The organism is Chitinophaga alhagiae, from assembly GCF_003568665.1.
Taxonomy (GTDB): domain Bacteria; phylum Bacteroidota; class Bacteroidia; order Chitinophagales; family Chitinophagaceae; genus Chitinophaga; species Chitinophaga alhagiae.
In genome coordinates, this window is sequence record NZ_QXMH01000001.1 from 1,064,139 (window position 1) to 1,089,087 (window position 24,949).

General features: G+C 54.0%; 21 protein-coding genes. 5 read left to right on the forward strand and 16 right to left on the reverse strand.

What is annotated here, in order from left to right:
• Positions 1 to 131: 131 nt before the first annotated feature.
• The 7 genes from D3A97_RS04095 to D3A97_RS04125 form a co-directional block, all read right to left on the reverse strand.
• On the reverse strand, positions 132 to 1,466 hold the full coding sequence (locus tag D3A97_RS04095; protein WP_119078414.1) for a Gfo/Idh/MocA family oxidoreductase: 1,335 nt from the start codon (positions 1,464 to 1,466) through the stop codon (positions 132 to 134).
• Between the two features lie 199 nt (positions 1,467 to 1,665).
• On the reverse strand, positions 1,666 to 3,030 hold the full coding sequence (locus D3A97_RS04100; protein ID WP_119076932.1) for an alkaline phosphatase family protein: 1,365 nt from the start codon (positions 3,028 to 3,030) through the stop codon (positions 1,666 to 1,668).
• A 45-nt stretch (positions 3,031 to 3,075) separates the two neighbouring features.
• On the reverse strand, positions 3,076 to 4,287 hold the full coding sequence (gene eboE / locus D3A97_RS04105; protein WP_119076934.1) for a metabolite traffic protein EboE: 1,212 nt from the start codon (positions 4,285 to 4,287) through the stop codon (positions 3,076 to 3,078).
• A gap of 37 nt (positions 4,288 to 4,324) precedes the next feature.
• Positions 4,325 to 5,476 (reverse strand): 3-dehydroquinate synthase, encoded by a 1,152-nt coding sequence (locus D3A97_RS04110; protein WP_119076937.1) that lies wholly within the window; start codon positions 5,474 to 5,476, stop codon positions 4,325 to 4,327.
• 102 nt (positions 5,477 to 5,578) lie between these two features.
• Positions 5,579 to 6,481 (reverse strand): UbiA-like protein EboC, encoded by a 903-nt coding sequence (gene eboC, locus D3A97_RS04115; protein WP_232825844.1) that lies wholly within the window; start codon positions 6,479 to 6,481, stop codon positions 5,579 to 5,581.
• Positions 6,482 to 6,523: 42 nt separating this feature from the next.
• The gene (locus tag D3A97_RS04120) at positions 6,524 to 7,510 is read right to left on the reverse strand and encodes a TatD family hydrolase (RefSeq protein WP_119076939.1); all 987 of its coding nucleotides are present in this window, start codon (positions 7,508 to 7,510) and stop codon (positions 6,524 to 6,526) included.
• Positions 7,511 to 7,571: 61 nt separating this feature from the next.
• A complete protein-coding gene (locus D3A97_RS04125) occupies positions 7,572 to 8,453 on the reverse strand; it encodes an EboA domain-containing protein (protein WP_119076941.1) in 882 nt (293 codons plus the stop codon).
• Positions 8,454 to 9,119: 666 nt separating this feature from the next.
• On the opposite strand from D3A97_RS04125, the gene D3A97_RS04130 reads away from it, so the two are divergent.
• On the forward strand, positions 9,120 to 9,527 hold the full coding sequence (locus D3A97_RS04130; RefSeq protein WP_119076944.1) for a transmembrane 220 family protein: 408 nt from the start codon (positions 9,120 to 9,122) through the stop codon (positions 9,525 to 9,527).
• A gap of 66 nt (positions 9,528 to 9,593) precedes the next feature.
• On the opposite strand, the gene D3A97_RS04135 is transcribed toward D3A97_RS04130, so the two are convergent.
• From D3A97_RS04135 to D3A97_RS25000, 7 genes are all read right to left on the reverse strand, one after another.
• A complete protein-coding gene (locus D3A97_RS04135) occupies positions 9,594 to 12,983 on the reverse strand; it encodes a ThuA domain-containing protein (protein ID WP_119076946.1) in 3,390 nt (1,129 codons plus the stop codon).
• A 106-nt stretch (positions 12,984 to 13,089) separates the two neighbouring features.
• Positions 13,090 to 13,821 carry a ThuA domain-containing protein gene (locus D3A97_RS04140; protein ID WP_119076949.1) on the reverse strand — a complete coding sequence of 244 codons (732 nt, stop codon included), beginning with the start codon at positions 13,819 to 13,821 and terminating at the stop codon, positions 13,090 to 13,092.
• Positions 13,822 to 13,824: 3 nt separating this feature from the next.
• Positions 13,825 to 14,547: a 3-keto-disaccharide hydrolase gene (locus D3A97_RS04145; RefSeq protein ID WP_119076952.1), complete on the reverse strand. Its 723-nt coding sequence runs from the start codon at positions 14,545 to 14,547 to the stop codon at positions 13,825 to 13,827.
• A 15-nt stretch (positions 14,548 to 14,562) separates the two neighbouring features.
• Positions 14,563 to 14,964 carry a c-type cytochrome gene (locus tag D3A97_RS04150; RefSeq protein WP_119076954.1) on the reverse strand — a complete coding sequence of 134 codons (402 nt, stop codon included), beginning with the start codon at positions 14,962 to 14,964 and terminating at the stop codon, positions 14,563 to 14,565.
• Between the two features lie 51 nt (positions 14,965 to 15,015).
• Positions 15,016 to 16,068 carry a sugar phosphate isomerase/epimerase family protein gene (locus tag D3A97_RS04155; protein WP_119076956.1) on the reverse strand — a complete coding sequence of 351 codons (1,053 nt, stop codon included), beginning with the start codon at positions 16,066 to 16,068 and terminating at the stop codon, positions 15,016 to 15,018.
• A 159-nt stretch (positions 16,069 to 16,227) separates the two neighbouring features.
• Entirely contained in the window at positions 16,228 to 17,391 is a 1,164-nt protein-coding gene (locus tag D3A97_RS04160) for a Gfo/Idh/MocA family protein (RefSeq protein ID WP_119076958.1), read from the reverse strand.
• Between the two features lie 16 nt (positions 17,392 to 17,407).
• Entirely contained in the window at positions 17,408 to 17,647 is a 240-nt protein-coding gene (locus D3A97_RS25000) for a hypothetical protein (protein WP_198673856.1), read from the reverse strand.
• A 372-nt stretch (positions 17,648 to 18,019) separates the two neighbouring features.
• On the opposite strand from D3A97_RS25000, the gene secA reads away from it, so the two are divergent.
• The 4 genes from secA (at position 18,020) to D3A97_RS04185 (ending at position 23,713) form a co-directional block, all read left to right on the forward strand.
• Positions 18,020 to 21,346 (forward strand): preprotein translocase subunit SecA, encoded by a 3,327-nt coding sequence (gene secA, locus D3A97_RS04170; RefSeq protein WP_119076960.1) that lies wholly within the window; start codon positions 18,020 to 18,022, stop codon positions 21,344 to 21,346.
• Positions 21,347 to 21,427: 81 nt separating this feature from the next.
• Positions 21,428 to 22,102 carry a deoxyribose-phosphate aldolase gene (deoC, locus tag D3A97_RS04175; protein ID WP_119076962.1) on the forward strand — a complete coding sequence of 225 codons (675 nt, stop codon included), beginning with the start codon at positions 21,428 to 21,430 and terminating at the stop codon, positions 22,100 to 22,102.
• Between the two features lie 10 nt (positions 22,103 to 22,112).
• Positions 22,113 to 22,541, forward strand: coding sequence for an SPOR domain-containing protein (locus D3A97_RS04180; RefSeq protein WP_119076964.1), 429 nt, complete (start codon positions 22,113 to 22,115; stop codon positions 22,539 to 22,541).
• The gene (locus D3A97_RS04185; RefSeq protein ID WP_119076966.1) at positions 22,538 to 23,713 is read left to right on the forward strand and encodes a M20 metallopeptidase family protein; all 1,176 of its coding nucleotides are present in this window, start codon (positions 22,538 to 22,540) and stop codon (positions 23,711 to 23,713) included. The genes D3A97_RS04180 and D3A97_RS04185 overlap by 4 nt, the downstream gene beginning before the upstream one ends.
• 59 nt (positions 23,714 to 23,772) lie before the next feature.
• Here the strand turns inward: D3A97_RS04185 and D3A97_RS04190 are convergent, their stop codons facing one another.
• Together D3A97_RS04190 and D3A97_RS04195 are read right to left on the reverse strand one after the other, a co-directional pair.
• On the reverse strand, positions 23,773 to 24,549 hold the full coding sequence (locus D3A97_RS04190; RefSeq protein ID WP_157986341.1) for a hypothetical protein: 777 nt from the start codon (positions 24,547 to 24,549) through the stop codon (positions 23,773 to 23,775).
• Between the two features lie 15 nt (positions 24,550 to 24,564).
• Positions 24,565 to 24,945 (reverse strand): GntR family transcriptional regulator, encoded by a 381-nt coding sequence (locus D3A97_RS04195; protein ID WP_119076970.1) that lies wholly within the window; start codon positions 24,943 to 24,945, stop codon positions 24,565 to 24,567.
• Positions 24,946 to 24,949: the final 4 nt, after the last annotated feature.

Here is a 24,949-nt window from a genome sequence, read left to right on the forward strand (position 1 = left end):
AAGATTTTGAGATAGTCAGCGACTATTTCATTGTTCACTGTTTTTCAACCGACATCCCGATTCTTCGGGATGTCCTTTTTTTGGGGGTATTGCAAAAGAAAGGCGGAACAAACGTTCCGCCTTTCTACGTATTATACTTTCGGCTGCCATCCGCCTTCATAACTGCGGCCCCAGAGTTGGGCCGCTTCCTCATTCTGCAGGATGTGACCGTTTTTACTGTCTGTATGCAATATGTCTCCGGTGCGTTGTGATATGTTGCCGAGCTGGCAAAGCAGTACGCTCTTGTGCCCTTCTGTAATTTCTGAATTAAGTTTTGCCTGGCCGCGGATGTTCTGCAGCCAGTTGTTGATATGTACAGCATCCAGGAACTCCCCGGCAGGGCTTACCACGTTGGTAGATTCCTGGTTCGCGGTTGTGTTCTGTTTCACCTCCTTCACCACCTTTCCCTTATTGTCCAGCACGCGGTAGCTGTCTCCGCCATCGCAGTACAGCGCGCCATTCTCACCAAAAACGGCAAAGCCGCGCCCGCTGCCTTCCAGCTTGTAGGGGTTGCAGCTGCGGCCTTCCCAGGTAATAGCGCGGTTCCCTTCAAATTCAAAGGTGATGGATTGTGTGTCCGGCGTTTCCCAATCATCTCCGGAATAAGCAAAGCGGCCGCCGGAAGAAGTGACCTTAATAGGATACTCCACGCCCATGAACCAGCGCATGCAGTCTATCTCGTGCGTGCCGTTGTTGCAGGCTTCGCCGGTGCCCCACACCCAGCGCCAGTGCCAGTTATAATGCACAATATTGTCCAGGTAATCCGTATGCGGCGCGGGGCCTTGCCAGAGGTCCCAGTCCAGGGTGGCAGGCACGGCTACTTTTTTGCCGGTGCCAATAGGCTTGCGGTCATTTGCATACCAGCCGCGGGCGTAGTATACACGGCCAATGATCCCTTCCTCCAGCACTTCTTTCGCGGCCTGCTGCATATTGGGCCAGGAGCGGCGCTGGTTGCCCATTTGCACCGGACGGTTATATTTGCGGGAGGCGTCTATCAGCCATTCTCCCTCCTGCGGGTTGTGGCTCAGGGGTTTTTCCACGTATACATGTTTACCGGCAGCGCAGGCCATGATGGCGGCGGGGGCGTGCCAGTGGTCAGGAGCGGCTATCATAATGCTGTCTACGTCTTTCCGCGCCAGCAATTCGCGGATGTCTTTGATCACCTCCGGTTTGCGGGCCTGCGTGCTAACGGCTTTGAGGCCTTTTTGCACGGCGCCGTCTTCCACATCGCAGATAAAACCTATTTCCGCGCCCGGCAGCTTGGAGGCCACCTGCGCCACCCAGTTACCGCGGGAGTTGACGCCCATCACGCCTATTACAATTTTGTTGCTGGGGGCGTTCTTCCCGAACACGGGAAAGTTGAGGATAGTAATTCCTGCCCCTACACCGGCCATGGCGCCGGTTTTGAGAAAGTCTCTACGTTTCATGTTCATACCTTTTTTACGTGGAATTATGCCGGCCAATAACAACCGGTTATACTAAAGGTATAAAACAGCCTGCTCAATTTTTACGCAAATTATGATGAATGGAAGTGTGAAACCAACACGTATAGTGCTACAGGGAAAGCCAGCGCCCCAAAGCCGGCATTGCAAAAACACAGGTACCTTACCCCGCTGCCCCGGGCTTTTACAACCCGAGGTGCTGCAGGATGATGTCATGTACATCTGTAGCCACTACGTGCTCTTTGACAGGTTGGGTGGTAATGAGTACGGGATGGTGCCGGCTGTCTTCCTCCATCCGGCCGTGAGAGCCTTTGATGAGCGTGGCATCCAGCGGGATAACATCCATCAGGTAACGGAAGCCCAGTTTCTTTTTCAGCACTTTCCCGATCACCTTCAGTTTTACGAAAGGGTCCGCGGGGTTGAGGAACATTTCTACCGGGTCGTAGCCGGGTTTGCGGTGAATATCTACAATGCGGGCAAAATCAGGCGCCTTCGCATCATCCAGCCAGTAATAATAAGTAAACCAGCTGTCTGCGTCTGCTACCAGCACCAGGTCTCCGCTGCGCTCATGCGCCAGGTGGTGTTGGCGTTTACCCTCCCGGTCAAGCACCAGCTGCACGCCGGGCACCTGCTCCATCAGCTCTCTTACTTTCCGGAAGCAGGAAGCATCGTTTATGTATACATGCGCCACCTGGTGGTCTGCCACCGCAAAAGCGCGGGAAGCGCCGGCATCCAGCAGCTCCAGGCCACGCTCTTCCCTTATGGCTATCAGCCCATGCTCGCGCAGCAGGCGGTTGGGGTGAATAGGCCGGTTTACATTGGTGATGCCGTATTCTGACAGGATGATGATCTCGCAACCCTGCTTTTCATAGTGCGCTACCAGCTCCCCGCACAAGTCATCAATAGCGCGCAGCTCCGGCGCGATCTTCGTATGATCGTGACCGTATTTCTGCAGGCAATAGTCCAGGTGGGGAAGATAGATCAGCGTGAGGGAGGGATCATGCCACTTGTCTGTCAGCATAGACGCATGGGCGATCCACCGGGAAGAAGCAATATTGGCGCCGGGGCCCCAGAACTGGAAGAGGGGGAACTGGCCCAGTTCTTTCTGGAGCGCGTCCCGCAGGGAAGCGGGGTGGGCATAACAATCGGGCATCTTGCGGCCGTCAGACAAATACTGCGGGCGCGGCGTTACGGAAAAATCTGCGCTGGAGTACATGTTGTACCACCAGAACATTTTGGAGCAGGTAAAGCCGGGATGCAGGCGCCTGGCGCGTTCCCACACTTTTTCCGCGGCTACCAGGTGGTTGGACTGTTTCCAGAATTTGATCTCTGCATCCGTTCTGTCGTACCAGCCGTTGCCTACAATGCCGTGCTCGGCGGGCCACTGCCCGGTGAGGTAGGTAGATTGCACAGCGGTGGTCACCGCCGGCAGCATGGGCGCTATCGTGGATTGATGGTGCTTTTTTGCATATGCTGCCAGAAATGGCGTATGTTCTCCAACCAGTGTTGCAGAAAGGCCTACAACGTCTAATACCACAGTTTTTCTCATAGCTATCGTTCTCCGTTTCTAATCCGGTCCAAAGCTACCGCGCTCTCAGGATAATTCCAACTGTTGCAGTACCCATTTCATTTCACGGGCCAGGGAGCCGCCCATTTCCTGCTTGAGGCCCGCGGGCAGCACCTCCCAGGTATAGGTTTCCACCTCCAGGTGTTGCGTGAAGGGTTTGGCGGCTTGCCGGGCCAGCACGCGACTGATATCGTCTCTCGTAGAGCTGAGCACGCCAAAGTCTTTGACGAACACGGGCACATGAAAATGCGCGCGCCATTCTTCCACGTCCGGGTTTTCAGCGTCTGCCAGGGCTTCCGGCAGGTCCGGGTAATGGATCTTTGTATCGTTGCTCCTGCGGGCTATCACCTGGTGCAGGTAAGTAGATTCGTTGAAGTCCCTGAAAGCGGCCACTATCTGCTGCCGGCCGCCGTCTTTAGGCAACCGGGCCTTCAGCGCCGCGCTGATCTGCACCTTGCCTACCTTCAGCCCGAAGTAATGCAGGCGTTCCAGCACTACCTGCGGGTCTTCGTAAGACACGGCAAAGTGGCACACGTCATAACACAACTGCACATGCTGTTTGATGGCGGCTATGGCTTCTTCCTCTCCCATGCCGAATTTATCTCCGAACATGATCACTCCCGCAGGCAGGAGGTGCTGGAAGTACCAGTCTATATACTCTTTGGAATTTTCCAGCATGCCGTCTGGCTCCGGCTCCACGTCGAGGTGCAGCAGCGGGCCGCCGTTGCGGTGTATGGCAATGAGCTGTTCCACCACCAGCAGCATGTTGAGCGTGGCGCTTTCCATAATGGAATTGTGCTCTTCCTCGCAGCGGTGCCACAGTTTGTAAGACAGGGGTGAGGTGGAGATGCCGCCTTGCATGCCGGCGGGCAGCAGCGCGGCCAGTATACGGAAGAGGCGGATCGTATAGGCTACCCGTTCCGCGGTGGCCCAGTCTGGTATATGTACCTGGTCTTTCACCCGCTCCCCGTGAAAGCCGCCATAGGGGAAGCCGTTCATGGTGAACACATAACAGCCGGCGGCCCGGAGCCATTCTTTCAGCTCTTCTTGCGCCGGTTCTTTGGCCAGTTCAAGGCTGGCCAGGTTGCTAAGCCGCAGGCCGATGCCGAAGGGGGCATCTGGCGATACCTGCGCTTTTACGGCAGGGATGTACTGCTTCAATTGAGAAAAATGCTCTCCCCAGTTTTCCCCTGCGTGAATGTTGGTACAATACGTAAGGTGACCAAATGGAGTGTTCATGATATATATAGTTGTTCAAATAAACAGGTCCGGCATATCACCATTTTTCGCGCAGCATGGTGACGGCCTTGCGCAGCAGCTCAAGGTCCATGGTATGCACCTCCTCTCCTTTGCCGATGGTGCGGAGCAGGGAAATGGTGAGCCTTCCGCCGAGATGTTCCCGGAACTCTTCCAGGCCTGCTACAATAGCGGATTCCCCGTCTTCAATTTCCAGCAGCGGGTGGTAGAGGGGCAGCCGCAGCGTTTTGAGGAGGTGAATGATGCGGTGCAGCGATTGTTCGTCGAGCATGCCCTGCAACCAGGAATACACACTGTCCAGCGCAATGCCGATAGACACTGCTTCACCGTGCCGCAGTTCAAAATCTGTCAGTTGTTCCAGCTTGTGCGCGCTCCAGTGGCCAAAATCCAGCGGGCGGGAAGAGCCGCTCTCAAACGGGTCTCCTGCGCCGCCAATATGCGCCATATGCAGTTCCGCACAGCGGTAAATGAGGTATTGCATGCTTTGCGGATCAGCCTCGGAGAGCAGGTGCGCGTATGTTTCCATCCACTCAAAAAAAGCAGCGTCTTTGATGAGCGCTACTTTCACTGCTTCTATCATGCCTGACCGCCAGTCACGCTCATCGAGCGTGGCCAGGAACTGCGCATCGTTGAACACCGCGGCGGGCGGCGCAAAAGTACCCAGGAAGTTCTTTTTACCATGGTAATTGATGCCGTTCTTCACGCCCACGCCGGAATCATTTTGCGATAATACGGTAGTGGGTATACGAACATGTTTTACGCCGCGATGGCTTACCGCGGCCACATACCCTACCAGGTCCAGCACAGAGCCGCCGCCGATGCCTACTATGAAAGAATGCCGGTCTATGGCATGCTGGTCTACTTCATTTACCAGCCAGTAAAACAGCTGGAGGTCATTTTTGGCCGCTTCTCCGCCGGGCACCACAATAATGTCTTCCACCAGTTCAAAATTGTCCAGCGCGCTGCAATAGGCCGTTATCTGGCTCTGGAGTTGCTCATGGTGTTTGGTAACGCCGTCATCTACAATAAACAGAAGTTTCCTTCTTGTTCCTTCATCCGCCAGCGACCCCAGGAAGCCGGCAAAACAGGTATTGGTGGGATCGAATATTTTTTCTGTAAAGAAAACCTTGTATTCAAACTGAACTTTGAAAGATTGCTGAATGTATGACATAGCTGAATCGCCCTACGCAGGTCCGTTGAAATTTTAAAAACGTTTAAATGTACAAAAAAGGGGGATAATGCGGCCATTTTTCTACCCTGCCGGCAAAAGGCCTCAGGTAACGGCAAAAGCGCGTGACAGCAGGAAAGACAGGGGCAAAAAGGCCAGTACGATCAGGGGATAGGGAAATATGGCAAAGGCCGCTACCCAGGCCGCGTTCATGGCAATAAGGCCTATAATGCCGCCTTTTACGGCTTTGCCGATATTGGGGCCAACAGGCTCGCGGATGGCCCTCAGCAGGGGGCGCATGATCAGCCAGATGAATACCAGCAGGTAAGGCACTACTTCGGCCAGCCGGTGCTGTTTTACCGCTTCGGCAAGTATGATGGCGTACACGGCGCCGTAACCGATGGCCGCCCGGTAAAGCGTGCGTTTTTTACCGCCGTGCACTTCATCGCGGCTGATCATGGTGATAGCGGCAATGTAGAGAATGGGTACAAAGGCCAGCCAGCCATGTACTGCCAGCGCTTCCGGCAAAATGCTCATGCCCATGAGCAGGTTAAGCCCCCGGCAAAGCCCCATGTTGAGCGGGCCCAGCAGGGCGTTGTGTTTGCCCCATTTGTTGTATACCAGCGCGGATACGGCCACGCCTGTGGCCAGGCCGCCCGGCCACTCCCCTACGGAGAAGGCGGCCAGTATGCCCAGCAGCAGCAGGTATATGCCCAGTACGGTAGCCTGCGTGCGGGATACCACCCCGCTGGGGATGGGCCTTTCCGGCCGCTCCACGCGGTCCAGCGCCGCATCAAATACATCGTTAAATACCACACCGCCGCCATAGAGGCCTATGGCCGCTATGGCCAGGCAAATCACCTGCAGCACGCCCTGCACATCTTGCAGGCCATTAGTAAGGAAACCGGCTATGGCAATGCCGGCCATGATATCTGTGATAGCGGTCAGGATGTTGGCGGGCCTCATTAAACGGAGGTAGCCGCCCAATTTATGCAAGATATAGTTCACGTTTTCAGTCAGGTTTTTCGGGTACAAAGGATCTGGCAGGTGCTATCTGATAATGGTAGATCGTTTATCGGGGGCTGGTTGCTGCCCGCCGCGCAAAATAGTGCTGCCATTATATTTCAGGCTTTGGTCAATGTCCTGCGTGCGTTCAAAGTCTGCTTCATTGATCTGCCCGCTTTGCGCAAAGGCAGTGATGGCGTTGCGGTAGGTGACCTGTTCCACGTCTGCCTTGCTGATACCTCTTTCCAGCATGAGGGCCGCGGTTTTGGGTACCGCCAGCGGGTCACTGATGCCCCAGTCCGCGGCGGAGTTCACCATAATACGTGCTGTGCCGTACTGCTTCACAATTTCCACCATCCGTTCATTGCCCATTTTGGTAAAGGGATAGATGGTGAAAGCCGCCCAGAAGCCGCGGTCCAGCACCTCTTTCACCGTTTCTTCATTGTTATGGTCAACGATCACCATGTAGGGGTCAAGGCCCATTTCTATGGCAATGTCCATACTGCGCTGGGTGCCCTGTTTTTTATCCCGGTGGGGCGTGTGTACCTGTACGGGCAGCCCGCCGTCCATAGCCAACTGCAGCTGGGCGCGGTAATACTTTTCTTCCAGCGCCGTCTGGTCATCGAAGCCTATTTCGCCAATGCCCACCACTCCTTCCTTGTAAAGGAACAGCGGGAGTATTTCCATCACCTGTTCGCTCAGCTTTTCATTATTGGCTTCTTTGGAATTGAGGCCAATGGTGCAATAATGTTTGATGCCGAATTGCGAAGAGCGGAAGCGTTCCCAGCCCACCAGGCTGCTGTAATAATCCCTGAAGGTATCCACGCCCGTTCTGGGCTGGCCCAGCCAGAAGGCGGGCTCTATAATGGCCACCACGCCGGCGTCTGCCATGGCCTGGTAATCATCTGTGGTACGGGAGGTCATGTGAATATGCGGGTCAAAAAAGCGCATTCCCTTAATGGCGTCCAGGTAAGCCGGGTTCATAGCTTGAGGCGCCAGGTCTTTTTCCGTCAGCTGAGCACTACAACACATATAGAATTATAAATTACAAATGTCATTAAATTAATCATAAAACCGCTACCGGGGAATAGCATTAATTGGCCATATTCACGCGGTGCGCCACTGTTTCCCAGGTGAGCTGCCCGGCTTCTATTTCCGCTTTCAGCTCCGGCCTTTTTTCCAGCAGTTCCCGGGCCGGGCCGTAACCGGAGGCATGGCAGGCCAGCGCCGCCGCTTCCCTTTCCGCGTTGTATTCGGAGAGCCAGAGCCGTTCTATATCCTCCAATCCCATTTCTTCCAGGAAAGGCCCTACCAGCCGCCAGAGCATGGGGTGTACGGGCCGGCCGGCGGCGCGGCGTTCGTGACTGTAGTCCAGCAGTATGCGGGCCAGTTCGGGGTTGGCGCGCCTGTCTAGCCCGGCAATGAGATGCACCGGTTTTTCTGTAAAGAACGCCTTGATTACCAGCTGGTTCCACGCCGGCTGGTCAAGGTTGGCCGCCGGGTAGGGGTTGTGCAGCATAATGGCTTCCAGTACGCCGCCGATGTTGGAGCGGATGCCTTCGGCGGTACGCAGCTGCCAGGCTTCCGGAAAAGCGAGCAGCGGAAGGGCGCCGTACAGGGCTACCAGCTCGTTCATTTCCGCGGTATTGAAAAGATTCTCAATTATTTCGATATACTTTTTTTTGTCGTCTACCGGCAACTGCAGCAGCCACCAGATACGGAACAGGCGGTCTGCCGTATACCCTTCCAGGTCTACCGGCAAAACCGGGCTTTCCGCTATGGTAGCGGTAACCGGCTCCCGGCCAATGAAACGCGGGGCCGCGGCAAAAGCCATATTGAAAACGGATAACGCTTGTTGCTGCTGCCACGCAGTGAGGCGGTCCTGCACCCATTGTGCGGCCTTTTCCGAAATGTGGCGAGAAATGATCTGGCGTAACAGTGCTGCTGTTGTTTGCTCGTCGTATGCGTATCCCATGTAGCTAATGTACTATTTTTTTCTCCCCGCCTCAAGCCCCGGCCGGGTTTTACCACCTGCCCGGACCCTCGCTGGGGAGAAGCTGTTCCCGTAAAAATAAAAGAGAGGCAACTAGTGCCTCTCCTTCCGCCATTCTAAAACCTGATTAGTAACCAGGATATTCTTCAAGGGCTATGCCCCGTATTTTCAAGTATTTTCATCCGTTTCAGTGACCGGATGGCACCTTGCGAACCGTTTTCCCTGGTAGGAAGAGTGGTAAGCCGGCATTTGGAATGCAATATAATGATTAAAAACCGTTCAACGCTCACCCCAACGTGTCAAAATATTAACATTCTCTTTGGAAAAACGATTTTGCAAGAAAAGAAAAAAATTGACCGGTTGCCCATTTATTGCGTGTGGATCAGCCATTCAGGCTGAACAAAGTGGAATTTATAAAGGCAAATATTTTTTTGGATAACCGGTCAAGGTGTGGATGTTTCTTATAATGCAAAAGGTTTAGTTCGACTTCCGTTTGATCTGTTTGTAAATTATAACATTAATTTAACAACCGCAAACATCTGGCTCATTTTTTCTAAAATATTTTTTACAAAACGGGAAATGGCTTTGTATGGTGGAATTTACGTAAGTTTAACCAATTTAGCTATTTCATTTTCATTTAAATTTATCATGAAAATCTTCAATGTTGTTTTTTGTGTGCTGTTTGTACTCTTTGCCGCACTGCAATGGAATGACCCTGACCCGTACATTTGGGTGCCTATTTACCTTTACGGGGCTATTTTCTGCGCCCTGGCCGTTACCGGCCGGTATTACAAAGGCTGGTACCTGTTTGGTATCGTAGCCTGCCTGGTGTACGCGGTAACGTTGTTCTTTGCGAAAGACGGCGTGCTGAGCTGGATGACGGAGCATCATGCGGAAAATATTGCCGGCAGCATGAAAGCGGAAAAACCCTGGATAGAAGATACCCGCGAGTTCTTCGGCCTGTTCATCATCGTTCTGGTACTACTGATCAATTTTGTGAACGCCGGGCAGAAAAGGGCCAAAAAAATGAGAAAGAAAATGATGAAAATCAAATGATAACAAAGAAGAAAAAGGCCCGGTGCAATTGCACCGGGCCTTTTTCTTCTTTGCCAACCGGGAAGGTTACCTGGACAGCAGCTTGATCACATCTATGCCTACCGGCGCTTTTTCCGCAGCGTCTGCCTTGAATACCAGGTACAGCGAACGCCGCTTGTTGTCCGCACGGGCGGGGAAGCTGATCACCGCGGTGTTGGGGGCTTCTTTTCTGGCGCCTGCGCCAATGTTCACCTCACCCAGCTTTTCACCGTCCGGCTTGTCCAGGTGCGCTGACACGGTGTAACCGTGCTGCGGCTGCTCCTGTATAAAATAGGTCAGCTCAATGCCGTTCACCGTGGCAAGGTCCATGTCTTTATATCTCACTACGGCATTGGCCGTGGGTATCAGCAGTTTCATACCGCTGATCTCCACTACGGCGGCGCCGTCTGCGGTTTTGTAGTTTTCTGCCTGGAACCGCGGGTTTCTCAGTTCCACGTCAGCCAAACCGGTGATGGGGCGTATGCCTGCACCGCCCTTGTCTGTATAGCTGGCCATCAGGTAAAGGATGCCGCCATCTTTCAGCTCGCCGCCCATGGTGGGAGATACACTGCCGGAGGCCGGCAGCGAGGGCTCTTGCCGGGCCTTGCCGGCCAGGGAAAAAATATACTCCACTATCTGTTTGGCCTCGCCCGTACTGATAGTGGGGTGTGCGGCCATCACGGTTTCTCCCCAAACGCCGCCGCCGCCTTTGATGATCTTTTGAGCCAGGTAGTCCGGAGATTTGGGATCATCTTTGTACTTGCCTGCAATATCCATAAAGCTGGGGCCGATGGATTTTTCATCGGGTTTATGGCAGGTGCGGCAGTCTGAAGATTCAATAATGTTCTTGCCGGCAATAGTACCGGAAACGATCTGGTGGCCCTGCGGCATGGCTGCTTTGTCTTTCCCTTCTATGTACATGCCCTTGATGTAAAGGTTAGCCGGGTCTGGTACACTGTCTTCTTTGTCTTTGACTACAACGTTATACTGTACCTGCTTGCCGGGGAAGTAGAACATGCTGTTGCCCGCGAGGTTGATCTGCACTTCCGGTGTTTCGTTGCCGGCGTAGACATTGATCATTTTACTGCGTACTGTGGCGCCCTGGCTGTCTGTTACGTCTACAAACACAGGGTATTCTCCGGCTACGGTGTAGGTCTGCTCAACAAAAGGTTCTTTTGTTTCTTTGGTGGTGCCGTTACCGAAGTTCCATACGAACGTGATGGCATCGCCATCCGGGTCTGTAGCGCCTTCAGCTTCCAGCTTCACTTTAAAGGGCAGGCTGCCGGTGATCTTGTCTACCTTCAAACCTGTTTTGGGCGCGCGGTTGCCGCCGTTGTAATCTATGCGTACCAGCGCCGCATCGGGGTTCTTGCTGAACCAGCCTTTGCCGTACTCCAGCACATACATGCGCCCGTCAGGCCCCATTTCCATATCTATGGGCGCGTTGAATTTGGTAGACGGCATGAACTTTTCCATTTTCTGGTAGTTGCCGTCCTTGTCCATCGTAACGGCCATTACCCAGCCGCGTATCCAGTCGTAAATGAACAGCTTGCCGTTATAATAGTCCGGGAAGCGGGTAGCGGCGGGGTACAGGTCGCTGTAATACACGGGGCCGGCTTCTGCGTTGCGGCCACCGCTCCCCACCAGCGGAAACTCTTCAGATTTGGCGTACGGGTACCAGATGAAGGCTTTCTGCGCGGGCGGCAGCGCTGTTAAACCGGTGTTGTTGCGGGAGTTGTTGATGGGCTTTTCAGGATTGTTGTAAGGGCCTGATTCGCCGGTTTCATAATTATATGCGCGGTACGGCTTGTTATCCGCAATGAACAGCGGGTAGCCGTAGTACCCGGCCTTTTTGGCCTGGTTCACTTCATCATAACCGCGCGGGCCGCGGGTAGAATCATCGTTGGCCGCATCGGGGCCTACTTCGCCCCAATAGAGGTAATTCGTTTTCGGGTCTACGGAAATGCGGTAGGGGTTGCGGGTACCCATTGCGTAAATTTCCGGTTTTGTTTTATCGGATGCCTTGAAGAGGTTGCCTTCAGGTATTTCATAAGAGCCGTCTGCCTTAACGCGGATGCGGAGAATTTTCCCGCGCAGGTCGTTGGTGTTGGAAGACGTTCTGCGGCCGTCGTACTGCAGGTGGCCGGGGCGGTCGTCTACCGGGCCGTAACCTTTGCTGACGTAGGGCTGGCCCGGTTCGTCAAAGGGCGTGGTATTGTCTCCGGTAGAGAGGTACAGCAGCCCGTCGCTGCCAAAGGTAATGGAACCACCGGTGTGGCAGCAGATCTGGCGCTGCGAATAGAATTGCAGGATCACTTTTTCGCTTTCCGGCACCACCTTGTTGTTTTTGAACTCGAAGCGGCTCAGGCGGTTCACGGAAGTATCCGCGGGGGAATAAAAAGCATAGATGAAATTGTTTTTGGCAAAGTCAGGGTCTGCCGCCAGGCCCATAAGGCCTTCTTCCGCGTTCACCTTGGGCACGTCCGTTTTGTGGTACACGTTCAGGAAACCCACCTGCGTGAGCGCTTTTGTGGCGTTGTTGTACAGCAGTATTTCACCGCGGCGTTGCGCCACCAGTACATCAAGGTTAGGCAGGATGGCCATTTCCGTGGGCTCAAAAAATTCGCCGCCGGCCAGCACCTGCCTGGTAAAGCGGTCTTCATCCGGTACGCGCAGAGATGTGGCCTTTGCGTAATCCAGCACCAGGTTTTTGCCAATGGCATACTGGATGCCGCCCAGCACATGTTTGAGATAATTATCTTCCGTATATGACTCCGTGGTGTGGCCCAGTTCGGTATAGAACGCGCGGCCGCCGTCATACTCGTGATACCAGCTGATGGGATGATCGTCTCCCATGGTGCCGCCCTTGTATGTTTTCTCATCTACCTTGATGAGCACTTTGGTTTCCTTGTTGAAGTTCTTGAAATTGTACCACTCGTCTGTATGCTCCCAGGTATCCGGCAGGTCTTTGGTGGAGCCGTGGCTTTTATCTGTTACCACCAGTTTTGCCTTGGCCATTCCTTCCGGGTGGCCGTTGAAATAGGCGCCTACCATTTTGCCATACCAGGGCCAGTCATACTCCGTATCTGTGGCCGCGTGGATACCCACAAAACCGCCGCCGGACTGTATGTAGCGTTCAAAGTCCGCTTCCTGGCGGTTATCCAGCACATCGCCGGTGGTATTGAGGAAGATCACGGCGGAGTATTGCTGCAGGGAATCTTCTGTGAAGCGGGCCGCATTTTCCGTGGTATCTACATCAAAACCGTTTGCCTGGCCCAGCTGCTGAATAGCTTTGATACCTTCCGGTATGGACGCATGGCGGAAGCCGGCCGTTTTGGTGAATACCAGCACCTTGGGTTTGCCGGGGCGGGATTTGCTGCATGCCGCCATGCCTAAACCGAAGGCTGCAAGCAACAGAACGAGAGATAATTGTTTCATGAATGAATGCTTGATTGTGTTGTAATGTAAACGTGGCGGTTGTTAAAGTGCGTAGAGACGCATGTGGATGCGTCTCTACGGTAATATTGTATGCCGGGTGGCCGGATCATTTCTTTTTACGGGTTACATATTCAATTCCTCCCAGCACATGTTTCAGGAATGCTTCTTCCTTGTAGGATTCTTTGGTATGGCCCAGTTCTGTGTAAAATGTACGGCCGCCGTCAAACTCCCGGTACCAGCTCATAGGATGATCCTCTCCGTTCTTGCCGCCCTCGTAAGATTTTTCATCGATCCTGATCAGCACGTTGAGGCCGGGCACGATGCTTTTGAAATTGTACCATTCGTCCCTGCGCACCCAGGTCTCATCCAGGTGCCTGGTAGCCTGGTGCCGGCGGTTTACCACATGCAGGGTTGCCGTTTGCTGTTTGGGATGGCTGAGGAAATACGCGCCTACCAGCTGGTTGTACCAGGGCCAGTCATACTCCGTGTCAGTGGCCGCATGCACCCCTATGTAACCGCCACCCTTGCGGATGTACGATTCCATGGCGGATTGCTGCGCATCGTCCAGCACATTGCCGGTGGTGTTGAGGAACATCACGGCCTTGTACCGTTGCAGGTTCTTTTCCGTGAACAGGGCGGCATCTTCCGTGGTATCCACCTCAAAGCCGTTTTCCGCGCCCAGCCTGAGCATGGCGAGTTTGGCATCGGGGATGCAATCATGCCGGAAACCGGCCGTTTTGGAAAACACCAGCAGGCGGGGCTTCGCTTTTTTAAAGGCGGAGCCGGCCACCACTATCAGCAGCCCTGCCAGCAGCAGGAGGTATTTATGCCTTGCCATAGTTTAGAGTTGGCGGATCTTGATATTGCGGTACCATACTTTGTCCCCATGGTCCTGCAGGGCAATGTGGCCTTTGGCATACGCGCCGAAACCTTCCCAGGCCTTGAACTTGCTTTTGCCCACCAGTTCTTTCCACTGCTCGCTGCCCATGGTCACTTCCGCGGTTTTGTGGCCGTTGAAGATGAGGGTGAGCTTGCCGTCCTTTTTGATGATCTTGGCCTTGTTCCATTCACCTACGGGTTTTGCGTACCGGGCGGGTGAAGCGATCAGGTCATACAGGTCTCCGGAGTTGTGTTTGTATATCTTGCCGTCTGCATGTTTGTCATCGTCCAGCACCTGCATTTCCGGACCGGTGGCGTACGTGGCTTTGAACTTCTTGTCTTCATGCACGCCGAAGATGATGCCGCTGTTGCCGCCTTCGGATATTTTCCATTCCAGCTCCAGCTCATAGTTTTCGTACTCGCCGTCTGTAATCAGGTCGCCTCCGGAAGCACCGGCCTTTTTGGCGTCGGTATCCAGGAACAGCGCGCCGTCCTGCACCTTCCAGGCGCCGGGGGCCTCATTTTTCAGGTAGCCGCGCCAGCCTGCGGTGGAGGCGCCGTCAAACAGCAGTTTCCAGCCGGCCCTTTTCTCTTTTTTGCTGAGTGCCGGGCCGCCCTGGGCGTATGTGGCTGCGGAACCTGCAAGCAGGGCTACCAGCAGCGCGGAGGATAGTATCTTTTTCATAAATGATGTTTAGCGCTATTTAACCGAGAGGATGTATTTCACCATTTCCTTGGCATCATCGTGCGTAATGCCGGAGTGCGGCGCCATGGGTACTTCTCCCCAGTTGCCGGAACCGCCTTTGATGATCTTGTCTGCCAGGGTATTGATGTTTTCGTCTGAATTAGGATATTTTTCCGCAATTTCCTTGAAGGACGGGCCTATCACTTTTTCAGTTTCCTTGTGGCAGGTAGCGCAATCCTGCGCCGCCATCAGCTCTTTGCCTTTGCCTTCCACGCTTTGCACCATGGAGTTATCTGCCGCAGGCGCTACTGTTTCTTCTGCCTTTTTTTCTTCTGCTTTCTTGTCACTGCTGCCCCCGCACGCTGCCAGGAACATTGCCAGGCTGAGGCAAGCCGGCATCCATATGTTTTTCTTCATCTTTATTTGGTTGTTTGTTATAATTGAGAAAATCGTTTTAGCATTCTGTATTCACAAACCTAACACTCTTTTGTTTAAGTTTTCGTCCGTTCCTGTATTTGCGAAGTCATCAAACGCTTTTTCTGTTACGCGGATGATGTGCTCTTTAATGAAAGGCGCGCCTTCGCGGGCGCCGTCTTCGGGGTGCTTCATGCAGCACTCCCATTCCATCACCGCCCATCCGGCAAAGCCGTACTGGGTCAATTTACTGAAAACGGCTTTAAAATCCACCTGCCCGTCTCCCAGGGAGCGGAACCTGCCGGGCCGGTCTATCCAGCCCTGGTACCCGCCGTACACGCCGGAGCGGCCGGTGGGGTTAAATTCCGCGTCTTTTACGTGGAACATCTTTATTTTTTCATGATAGATGTCTATGTACGCCAGGTAGTCCAGGCATTGCAGCACAAAGTGGCTGGGATCGTACAGTAGGCAGGCGCGGGCGTGGTTGCCGGTAGCCGCCAGAAACTGTTCGTAGCTGATGCCGTCATGCAGGTCTTCTCCGGGGTGTATCTCGTAACAGAGGTCTACGCCATGGGCATCCATCTCGTTCAGGATGGGCAGCCAGCGCGCGGCCAGCTCCTTGAAACCCGTTTCTACAAGGCCCGCGGGGCGCTGCGGCCAGGGGTATACGGTATGCCACAGCAGCGCGCCGCTGAAAGTGGCCAGGGCATTGAGGCCCAGGTTGGCGCTGGCCTTAGCGGCGTATTTCAACTGTTGTACCGCCCATTCTGTACGGGCCTTGGCATTGCCATGCACCGCTTTGGGCGCAAACCCGTCAAACAGCTCGTTATAGGCCGGGTGTACGGCCACCAGTTGCCCTTGCAGGTGGGTAGACAATTCTGTGATCTGCATGCCGGCGCTTTCCACCGTTCCCTTGATCTCGTCTGCGTAGGTCTTGCTTTCGGCGGCTTTCTGCAGGTTGATCACGCGGCTGTCCCACGTGGGTATCTGCACGCCTTTGAAACCCAGGCCTGCCGACCATTTACAGATGCTTTCCAGGGCGTTGAAAGGCGCTTTATCGTCAAGGAACTGCGCCAGGAAAATACCGGGTCCTTTGATAGTTTTCATCTGTTAATTTTGATTTTTTACGGGCCGGATGGAATCTCGCATTCACATCGTGCCCCGTTTTCATATGTGCTCTTCCTTATGATTGATGGACCAAGATCAGTGCTTTCCTTCAGGGCGCTGCTGATCTGCCTCTTGTTGGGACCTGATCTTGCTCAGTTCCTATATCTCGAACTTTGTCCACTTGGCGTCGCTGGCGGAAGACTTCACCACGTTGTCTATGAAAGCCATACCGCGGATACCGTCATCTACGCCCGGGAAGTCCAGCATGGCGTTGGTGGGCTGCTGCCCGTCTATTTTCGCCTGCAGGGTGAGCGCAAAGTTGCGGTACAGGTTGCCGAATGCCTCCAGGTACCCTTCCGGGTGGCCGCCGGGGGTGCGACAATTATGCGTGGCAAATGCGTCCAGGTGCGGGTTGCCGGCGCCGGCGCGGAGAATTTCGGTCGGTTTCTCCAGCCACTTCACCAGCAGCGTGTTAGGTTCGTGCTGCGCCCATTCAAGGCCGCCTTTTTCGCCATACACGCGTATCTTGAGTGCGTTCTCTTCACCGGCCGCCACCTGGGAGGCCATGAGCACGCCGGCCGCGCCGCCGTCAAAGCGGAGCAGTACGGCGCCATCATCGTCCAGCGCACGGCCTTCTACCATAATATTAAGATCGGCACACAATTTATCGATTTTTTGCCCTGAAATATACTCGGCCAGGTTGGCGGCGTGGGTACCAATGTCTCCCATGCACCCGCTTTTACCGGAGCGTTTGGGATCTGTACGCCAGGCAGCCTGGGCATTGCCTTCGCGCTCGCTCATTTTGCTGAGCCAGCCTTGCGGGTATTCCACCCACACCTTGCGTATTTTGCCCAGCAGGCCGTTCTTCACCATCTGGCGGGCCTGTTTCACCATGGGGTAGCCGGTGTAAGTATGGGTGAGCAGCAGGGTAAGGCCTGTCTGCGCTACCTTGGCCTTCAGTTGTTTGGCCTCGTCCAGCGTAAAGGTGATGGGTTTTTCGATCACTACATGAAACCCTTTGTCCAGCGCCATCATGGCAGGCTCAAAGTGCGCAAAGTTGGGCGTAACGATGGTGACGAAGTCCAGCCGCTTGTCTGCCGGCATGGCCGCTTCTTTTTCGAGCATCGTTTTGAAGTCGAGGTAGGTGCGGTCTTCATCAAGGAAGAGGGAGCGTCCTGAATCTTTTGCAATGTCAGGGTTGATGCTCAAAGCGCCGGCCTTCAGTTCAATGAGGCCGTCCATATTGGCGGCGATGCGGTGAATGGCGCCGATGAAAGCGTCTTTCCCCCCGCCGATCATTCCCATTCTAAGTTTCCTGTTCATATGTTCACGTATGATTTTATGCGGTTTGTAATGCTTGTTTTATTTTATGGCCTCTCTTGTAGAAAAAGAGGCCGCCGAATGCCACAATGAGCACCATGGGGATCACCATTGTTACATGGATGATCTCCGGGCCGTTGAGATGAAATTCTACCCCCAGTTGGCCGAGAATACCGGCGCGGATGCCGAATGATAGTGACGTAACAAGCAAGGCAAGACAACTTGCAACAAAAAGACTCCCAGGCCGTATCTGCTTCATAGACGTGTTTTGTACAAAATTCAATAGCTCGTTTAAAACGTTTAAATTTATAAAAAGTATTTACACATTGTTATCTTTTTATGACGGATAACCCCGGATTATTGAACAAATTAACAATCCGTTCCCGGAAAGAGCGGGAAATTAAACTTTTTTTGATCAACGGCTGTCACCGCTTTCCCTTAAATTTTTATTAAAACCCGGCATAGCCCGCTATTTTCAATGTTTTCACCCAAAAATTCCTAATTTTACGAGCCTCGGAAAACAGGCCCGGCCTGACACCTTGGCACAACCTCCCGGCCGGGCGCAATATTTGACTGTATAGCAGAACGGCCGCAGAGGTTACTTTTATCTTACGAAATCGAAAATTTTAACATGCTAGGTTTTTTAACAAAGCTTTTTGGAGGCAACAAGTCTGACCGAGATATCAAACTGATCCTCCCTGTTGTGAAGCAGATCACTGAGGAGTATGAAAAACTGTCTTCCCTGCCTATAGACGATCTGCGCCGTAAAACGCAGGATTTCCGTGCCCGTATACAATCACACCTGGCAGATATTGACGGGCAGCTGGCCGATAAAAAAGCCGCCGCCGACATTGAAGAAGATGTAAACACCAAAGACCTCACTTACCGCGAAATAGACAAGCTCACCAAAGACCGCGACAAAAAAATTGAAGAGATACTGCAGGAGCTTTTACCGGAGGCGTTTGCCGTAGTAAAGGAAACTGCCCGCCGGCTGAAAGAGAACAGCCATATATCGGCCACCGCCACGGAGCTGGACCGGCAGCTGGCGGTTACGCGCCAGTATATCCGCATTGAGGGTGACAAAGTGACCTGGGCCAACTCCTGGGATGCCAACGGCACGCCTGTGACCTGGAACATGGTGCATTATGATGTACAGCTCATTGGCGGTTCCGTACTGCACCAGGGCAAGATTGCCGAAATGGCCACGGGCGAAGGTAAAACGCTGGTATCCACCCTGCCGGCCTACCTCAACGCGCTGGCCGGGGAAGGCGTACACATTGTAACCGTGAACGATTACCTGGCAAAACGTGACTCCGAGTGGAACGGCCCCCTGTTCGAGTTCCTGGGCCTTACGGTAGATTGTATAGACAAACACATGCCCAACTCGGCAGACCGCCGCGCCGCCTACCAGGCAGATATCACCTACGGTACCAACAACGAGTTCGGGTTTGACTACCTGCGTGACAACATGGTACACAGCCCTGAAGAAATGGTGCAGCGCAAACACCATTTTGCCATGGTGGATGAGGTGGACAGCGTGCTGATTGACGATGCGCGTACCCCGCTCATCATTTCCGGCCCCATTCCCCGCGGTGACGAGCAGGAGTTTCATGCGCTGAAACCGCGCATCCAGCGCCTGGTGGAAGAACAAAGGAAAGTGGTGAACGGCTACCTGCAGGAAGCCAAAAAGCTGATAGCGGAAGGGAAAGACGATCCCAAAACCGGCGGCCTGGCCCTGATGCGGGCACACCGCGGGTTGCCGAAGAACAGCGCCACCATTAAATACTTAAGCGAGCCCGGCATCAAGGTGCTGCAGCAAAAAGCAGAGAACTATTACATAGCGGACCAGCAGCGCGAAATGCCGAAAGTGGATGAAGGGCTGTATTTCCATATTGAAGAAAAGAACAACAGCGTGGAGCTGACAGAAAAGGGCATTGCCCTGATCACCGGCGCCGGGGAAGATCCCAACTTCTTCCTCATGCCAGATGTAGGCTCCGAAATTGCGGAACTGGAAAAACTGGACCTTACCGCCGAAGAGAAACTGGCGCGGAAAGACCAGCTGCTGCAAGACTTTGCCATTAAATCAGAACGCATCCACTCCGTGCAGCAACTGCTGAAAGCCTATACGCTCTTTGATAAAGACGTGGAATACGTGGTGATGGACGGCAAGGTGAAGATCGTAGACGAGCAGACCGGCCGTATACTGGACGGGCGCCGTTATTCAGACGGTTTGCACCAGGCCATTGAAGCCAAGGAGAACGTGAAAGTGGAAGCGGCCACGCAAACATTTGCCACCATTACCCTCCAGAACTATTTCAGGATGTACCACAAGCTGGCCGGCATGACCGGTACGGCCACCACGGAAGCCGGTGAGTTCTGGGAGATCTACAAGCTGGATGTGGTGAGCATCCCCACCAACCTGCCTATTACCCGTAAAGACGCGGAAGACCTGGTGTACAAGACCAAGCGGGACAAATACAAGGCCGTTATAGAAGAGATCAAAACACTGAAGGCCGCAGGCCGCCCCGTACTGGTAGGGACCACCTCCGTGGAGGTATCCGAGCTGCTGGGCAAAATGCTCACCTTCGAAAAGATACCCCACAACGTACTGAACGCCAAACAGCACGCCCGTGAAGCGCAGATAGTTGCGGAAGCAGGCCTGCCCGGCGCTGTGACCATTGCCACCAACATGGCCGGCCGTGGTACGGACATCAAGCTGGGCCCCGGTGTGAAAGAAGCCGGCGGTTTGGCCATCATTGGTACGGAAAGGCACGAAAGCCGCCGTGTAGACCGCCAGTTGCGCGGCCGTGCGGGCCGCCAGGGAGACCCCGGCAGCTCCCAGTTCTTTGTATCCCTGGAAGATGACCTGATGCGCATGTTCGGCTCAGAACGTATTGCCGCGCTGATGGACCGTATGGGCTATAAAGAAGGCGAAGTGATACAGCACAGCATGATCACCCGCTCTATTGAAAGAGCGCAGAAAAAAGTGGAAGAGAATAACTTCGGCATCCGTAAACGCCTGCTGGAATATGATGACGTGATGAACAAGCAGCGTACCGTGATCTATGCCAAGCGTAACCACGCCCTGTTTGGCGAGCGCCTGGCCATTGATACGGACAACTCCTTCTACGAAGTGGCGGAGAACATTGTGACCACCCACCGTGAAAGCGGGGACTATGAAGCCTTCAAGCTGGACGTGATCATGAACTTTGCCGTAGACACCACTATTTCCGAAGAAGAGCTGCAAAAAGGCCAACCCAACGAAATTGCGGAGAAACTCTACGGTGAGGCCGTGGCCAACTATCACCGCAGAACAGCGGAGCTGATAGAAGGCACCCTGCCGGTGATCAAACAGATCCACAAAGAGCAGGGCCAGCACATCGAAAATATTTCCATTCCCTTTACAGACGGGCGCAAAGGCATCAACGTGCTGGCCCCGCTGAAAAAAGTAGTGGAAACAGAAGGCCGCGAAACCGTGGCCGCCCTGGAGCGCAGCATCACCCTGGCCCTGATAGACGAGGCCTGGAAAGAACACCTCCGCGCCATGGACGACCTGAAGCAGTCCGTACAAAGCGCCGTGTATGAACAGAAAGACCCGCTGCTGATCTACAAGTTCGAAGCGTTTGAACTGTTCAAGCAAATGAGCGCGGACAACAGCAAGGAAATTGTATCCTTCCTCTGCAAATCAGGTATTCCCAGCCAGCAAAGCGAGAATAACAGCGGCCAGATCACCGAAGGCCGCGAGGAAAAAACAGACATGAGCCGCATGCGCGCCTCTCACCAGGAGTTTGAGAACGGCGGCGGCAAGGCCGGCCCCCAGCAGCGTGAAGAATACGCTCCCGCCGAAGAGCCGCACCGCCCGGAACCGGTACGCGTAGGCCCCAAAGTAGGCCGTAACGACCCCTGCCCCTGCGGAAGCGGCAAGAAGTTCAAGAACTGTCATGGCAAAGACGTGTAATAACCATATTTAAACATACAGAACGGAGTTACACGGCCCGGCCCGCGTAGCTCCGTTTTGCTTTCAGCATAAACCGCCGCTATGGACCTGAACCGCTACATTGATCATACCATACTCAAACCCCTTACCACCCTGGAGGATGTTAAAAAACTTTGCATGGAGGCCGTTGAGTATGATTTTGCCGCCGTTTGCGTGCCCCCGCCCTTCGTCAAGATCGCCAAAACGTTTGTAGGCAGCACTACTACCAAAGTGGCTACCGTAACAGGTTTCCCCTTCGGCTACTCCGCCATTGAGGCCAAAGTGGCCGAAACCGTGCTGGCTATTATTGACGAGGCCGATGAGCTGGACATGGTGGCCAACCTGCTGGCCATCCGCAACGGGGACTGGGCCTACCTGGAAAAAGAAATAGCCACCGTAATGCCATTGGTGCGTAATAAACAGCGGGTCATCAAGGTGATCATTGAAAGTGGCATATTATTGGAGGATGAGATCATCAGGTGCTGCGAACTGTATGCCCGCTACGGGGTGGATTTTGTCAAAACATCTACCGGTTACGCGGAGAAAGGGGCCAGCGTGGAAGCCGTGGCGCTGATGCGCCAACACCTCCCCGCCGGTATTCATATCAAGGCTTCCGGCGGAGTTCGTACCTTTGCCTTTGCGCAGCAGCTGATCCATGCAGGCGCCACCCGCATTGGCACCAGCGCGGGCGTGGCCCTGATGAAAGAAGCCGCCCAAGCCCATAAAACTGAAAACTAACTATTTATATATGATGTTAAGAACAGGCTGTTTATTGATCGTATTGCTTTCCGCGGCGGGCATGCTGCGGGCACAGGACAACACCGGTACCACAGGAGGCGTGAAAGTAGTGAAAGACAGCCGGATAGACATCCTCATCAAGAAACAGATCTATATCAATACCCTGGCCATCCGTAACCAGCCCGGCTTCAGGGTGCAGATACTCACCACCAACAAACGCAATGAGGCCAATGATGCCAAGGCCAGGGCCATGCAGCTGTACCCGGAGTTCCGTACTTACCTGGACTGGGAAGCGCCTTATTTCAAAGTGCGGGTGGGGGATTTTAAAACCAGGCCGGAGGCCACAGAACTGCGCGAAAAATTATCTGGCCAGTTCAGCGGGGGCGTATTTGTAGTGCCCACCATTATCAACGTATCACCGGAAAAAGAATTAGAATGAAGGAGCGGATCAAATCCCTGGCCAAAACCTATGCCTCTGACCTGATAGCCTGCAGAAGACATTTACACGCCCACCCGGAGCTTTCCTTCCAGGAATATGAAACATCCCAGTTCATCCGGTCCAAACTGGACGAATACGGTATCCCCTACACGGCAAACGTGGCGGGCACCGGCGTGGTGGCCCTCATCAAAGGCAAAAACCCGGAAAAGAAGGTGATTGCCCTGCGGGCGGACATAGACGCCCTGCCCATAGAAGAAGCCAACGATGTACCTTACAGATCGCAAACCCCGGGCGTGATGCACGCCTGCGGGCACGATGTGCATACCACCGTTATACTGGGCGCCGCGCGTATCTTACAGGAAGTGCGCAGCGAGTTTGAAGGCACCATCAAAATACTGTTCCAGCCGGGAGAAGAAAAACACCCCGGCGGCGCCAGCCTGATGATCAAAGACGGCGCGCTGGAAAACCCGAAGCCAAACGCCATCCTGGGGCTGCACGTACTGCCCGCCATGGAAACCGGCAAGCTGGGCTTCAGGGCCGGCCAGTACATGGCCAGCGCGGATGAAATTTACATTACGGTAAAAAGCAAAGGCGGGCATGCGGCAGCGCCCCACCTCACCGCGGATACAATATTGATCGCGTCTAACCTGGTGGTAAGCCTGCAGCAGATCATCAGCCGCAACAACAACCCTTTCTCCCCTTCCGTACTCAGCATTTGCGCTTTCAACGGCGGTTTCACCACTAACGTGATTCCCAGCGAAGTAAAGCTCATGGGCACCTTCAGGGCCATGGACGAAACCTGGCGTTTCAAGGCGCATGAGCTGATCCGCAAACAGAGCACGGAACTGGTACAGGCCATGGGCGCGGAAATAGACATAGACATACTGGTGGGCTACCCCATGCTGTACAACAACGAAACCGTTACCGCTACCGCCCGCTCGCTGGCGGAAGACTATATGGGCAAAAACAATGTGGAAGATACGGAGCTGCGCATGGGCGCGGAAGACTTTGCCTACTACTCCCAGGTGATCCCCGCCTGCTTCTTCAGGCTGGGCACCGGCAACAAGGCGCGCGGCATTACGCACGGCGTGCATACCCCGCTCTTTGACGTAGACGAAAGCGCGCTGGAAATTGGCAGCGGCACCATGGCTTACCTCGCTACACAGTTCTGAAAAATATAAAACCGTTCCGATAGACATCGGAACGGTTGTTGCATCTTTTGAGACTAGAATTATTGTTTTGTAGTTATCTTCTTTCCCAGCTTCATTTCAAACGGCACCAGCGGCCGCATCAGCGATGCCCTGCCGGACAGGGTGATGTTGCTCAGGCTGTCCACCTTTCCGGGGTTTAACGCACGGATAGTATACGGCTGTTTGATGATCAGCTCGCTGGCCTCCTGCATATCATATGCCAGTGAATCTATTTCCGCTCCCTGCAGCTCCAGCTTTGAAGCGCTTTCCATGTTGAGTTGCAGCAGCGGTACGCGCAGGTTGAATGCGGAAAACTCCCCGGCCCAGCCGGTATGCAGCACCAGCGGCGCATGCTGCCGGAAAGATTGCAATACTACGCTGCCCGCGGTGCCGGTAACAGACGCCAGTTCAGGCGCATAAAGGGTAACACCGCCACGCCACCAATGGTCCCTGCCGTTAAAGTCTTCCAGCCTGTACCGGATGAAAAGCGTATCCCCAACGTATGCGTATCTCAGTATCTGCTCCCTGTTCCGGTCTACTTCCAGCCGGAAACTTCCAGGCCCGCCTACATTCATCTCCAGGCGCTCCGTGCTGCCCATCGGTTTCTCAAGGTTGCCGATCTTGTATATCACCCGCCCGTCAAACACCACATGGCGGAAAGGTTTCAGCGCATGCACAACGGGTTGCTGTTTGTTGATCACTATCCGTTTGCTGATGTTGCCTTTCACGTATTGCTCTTTGATCAGCAGGAGAAATACCAGTAACAACAGGGGCATAAAAACAAAGAAGGCGATCAATAATTTATTACTTGCTTTCATAAGTAAACATCATTTTTAGTGAATGGATTTGGCATGCTGCTGCTTGTATTTTTCGTACCGTGTTTTCAGCTCGTCCAGCTCAAAGCCCAGCAGGTACATTTTGCGGAAGAACTGCGGCAGCTCTTCCTGCAGGAACTGCTCCCTGCGCAGCGCCGCTATCTTTTTCACCGCATCTTCCGATACAAAATACCCCATGCCCCGGCGGGTGTAGATCACCCCTTGCTGCTGCAGGTGCTCGTAAGAGCGCATCACCGTGTTGGGGTTCACTTCCAGCGTTACCGCCAGGTCCCGTACGGAAGGCACCTTGGCATCCGGCAGCCATTGGCGCAGCTGCACCCGGTCACACACGTAATCTGCTATTTGCAGGTAAATGGCCTGCGTATTGTTAAATTCCATTTGT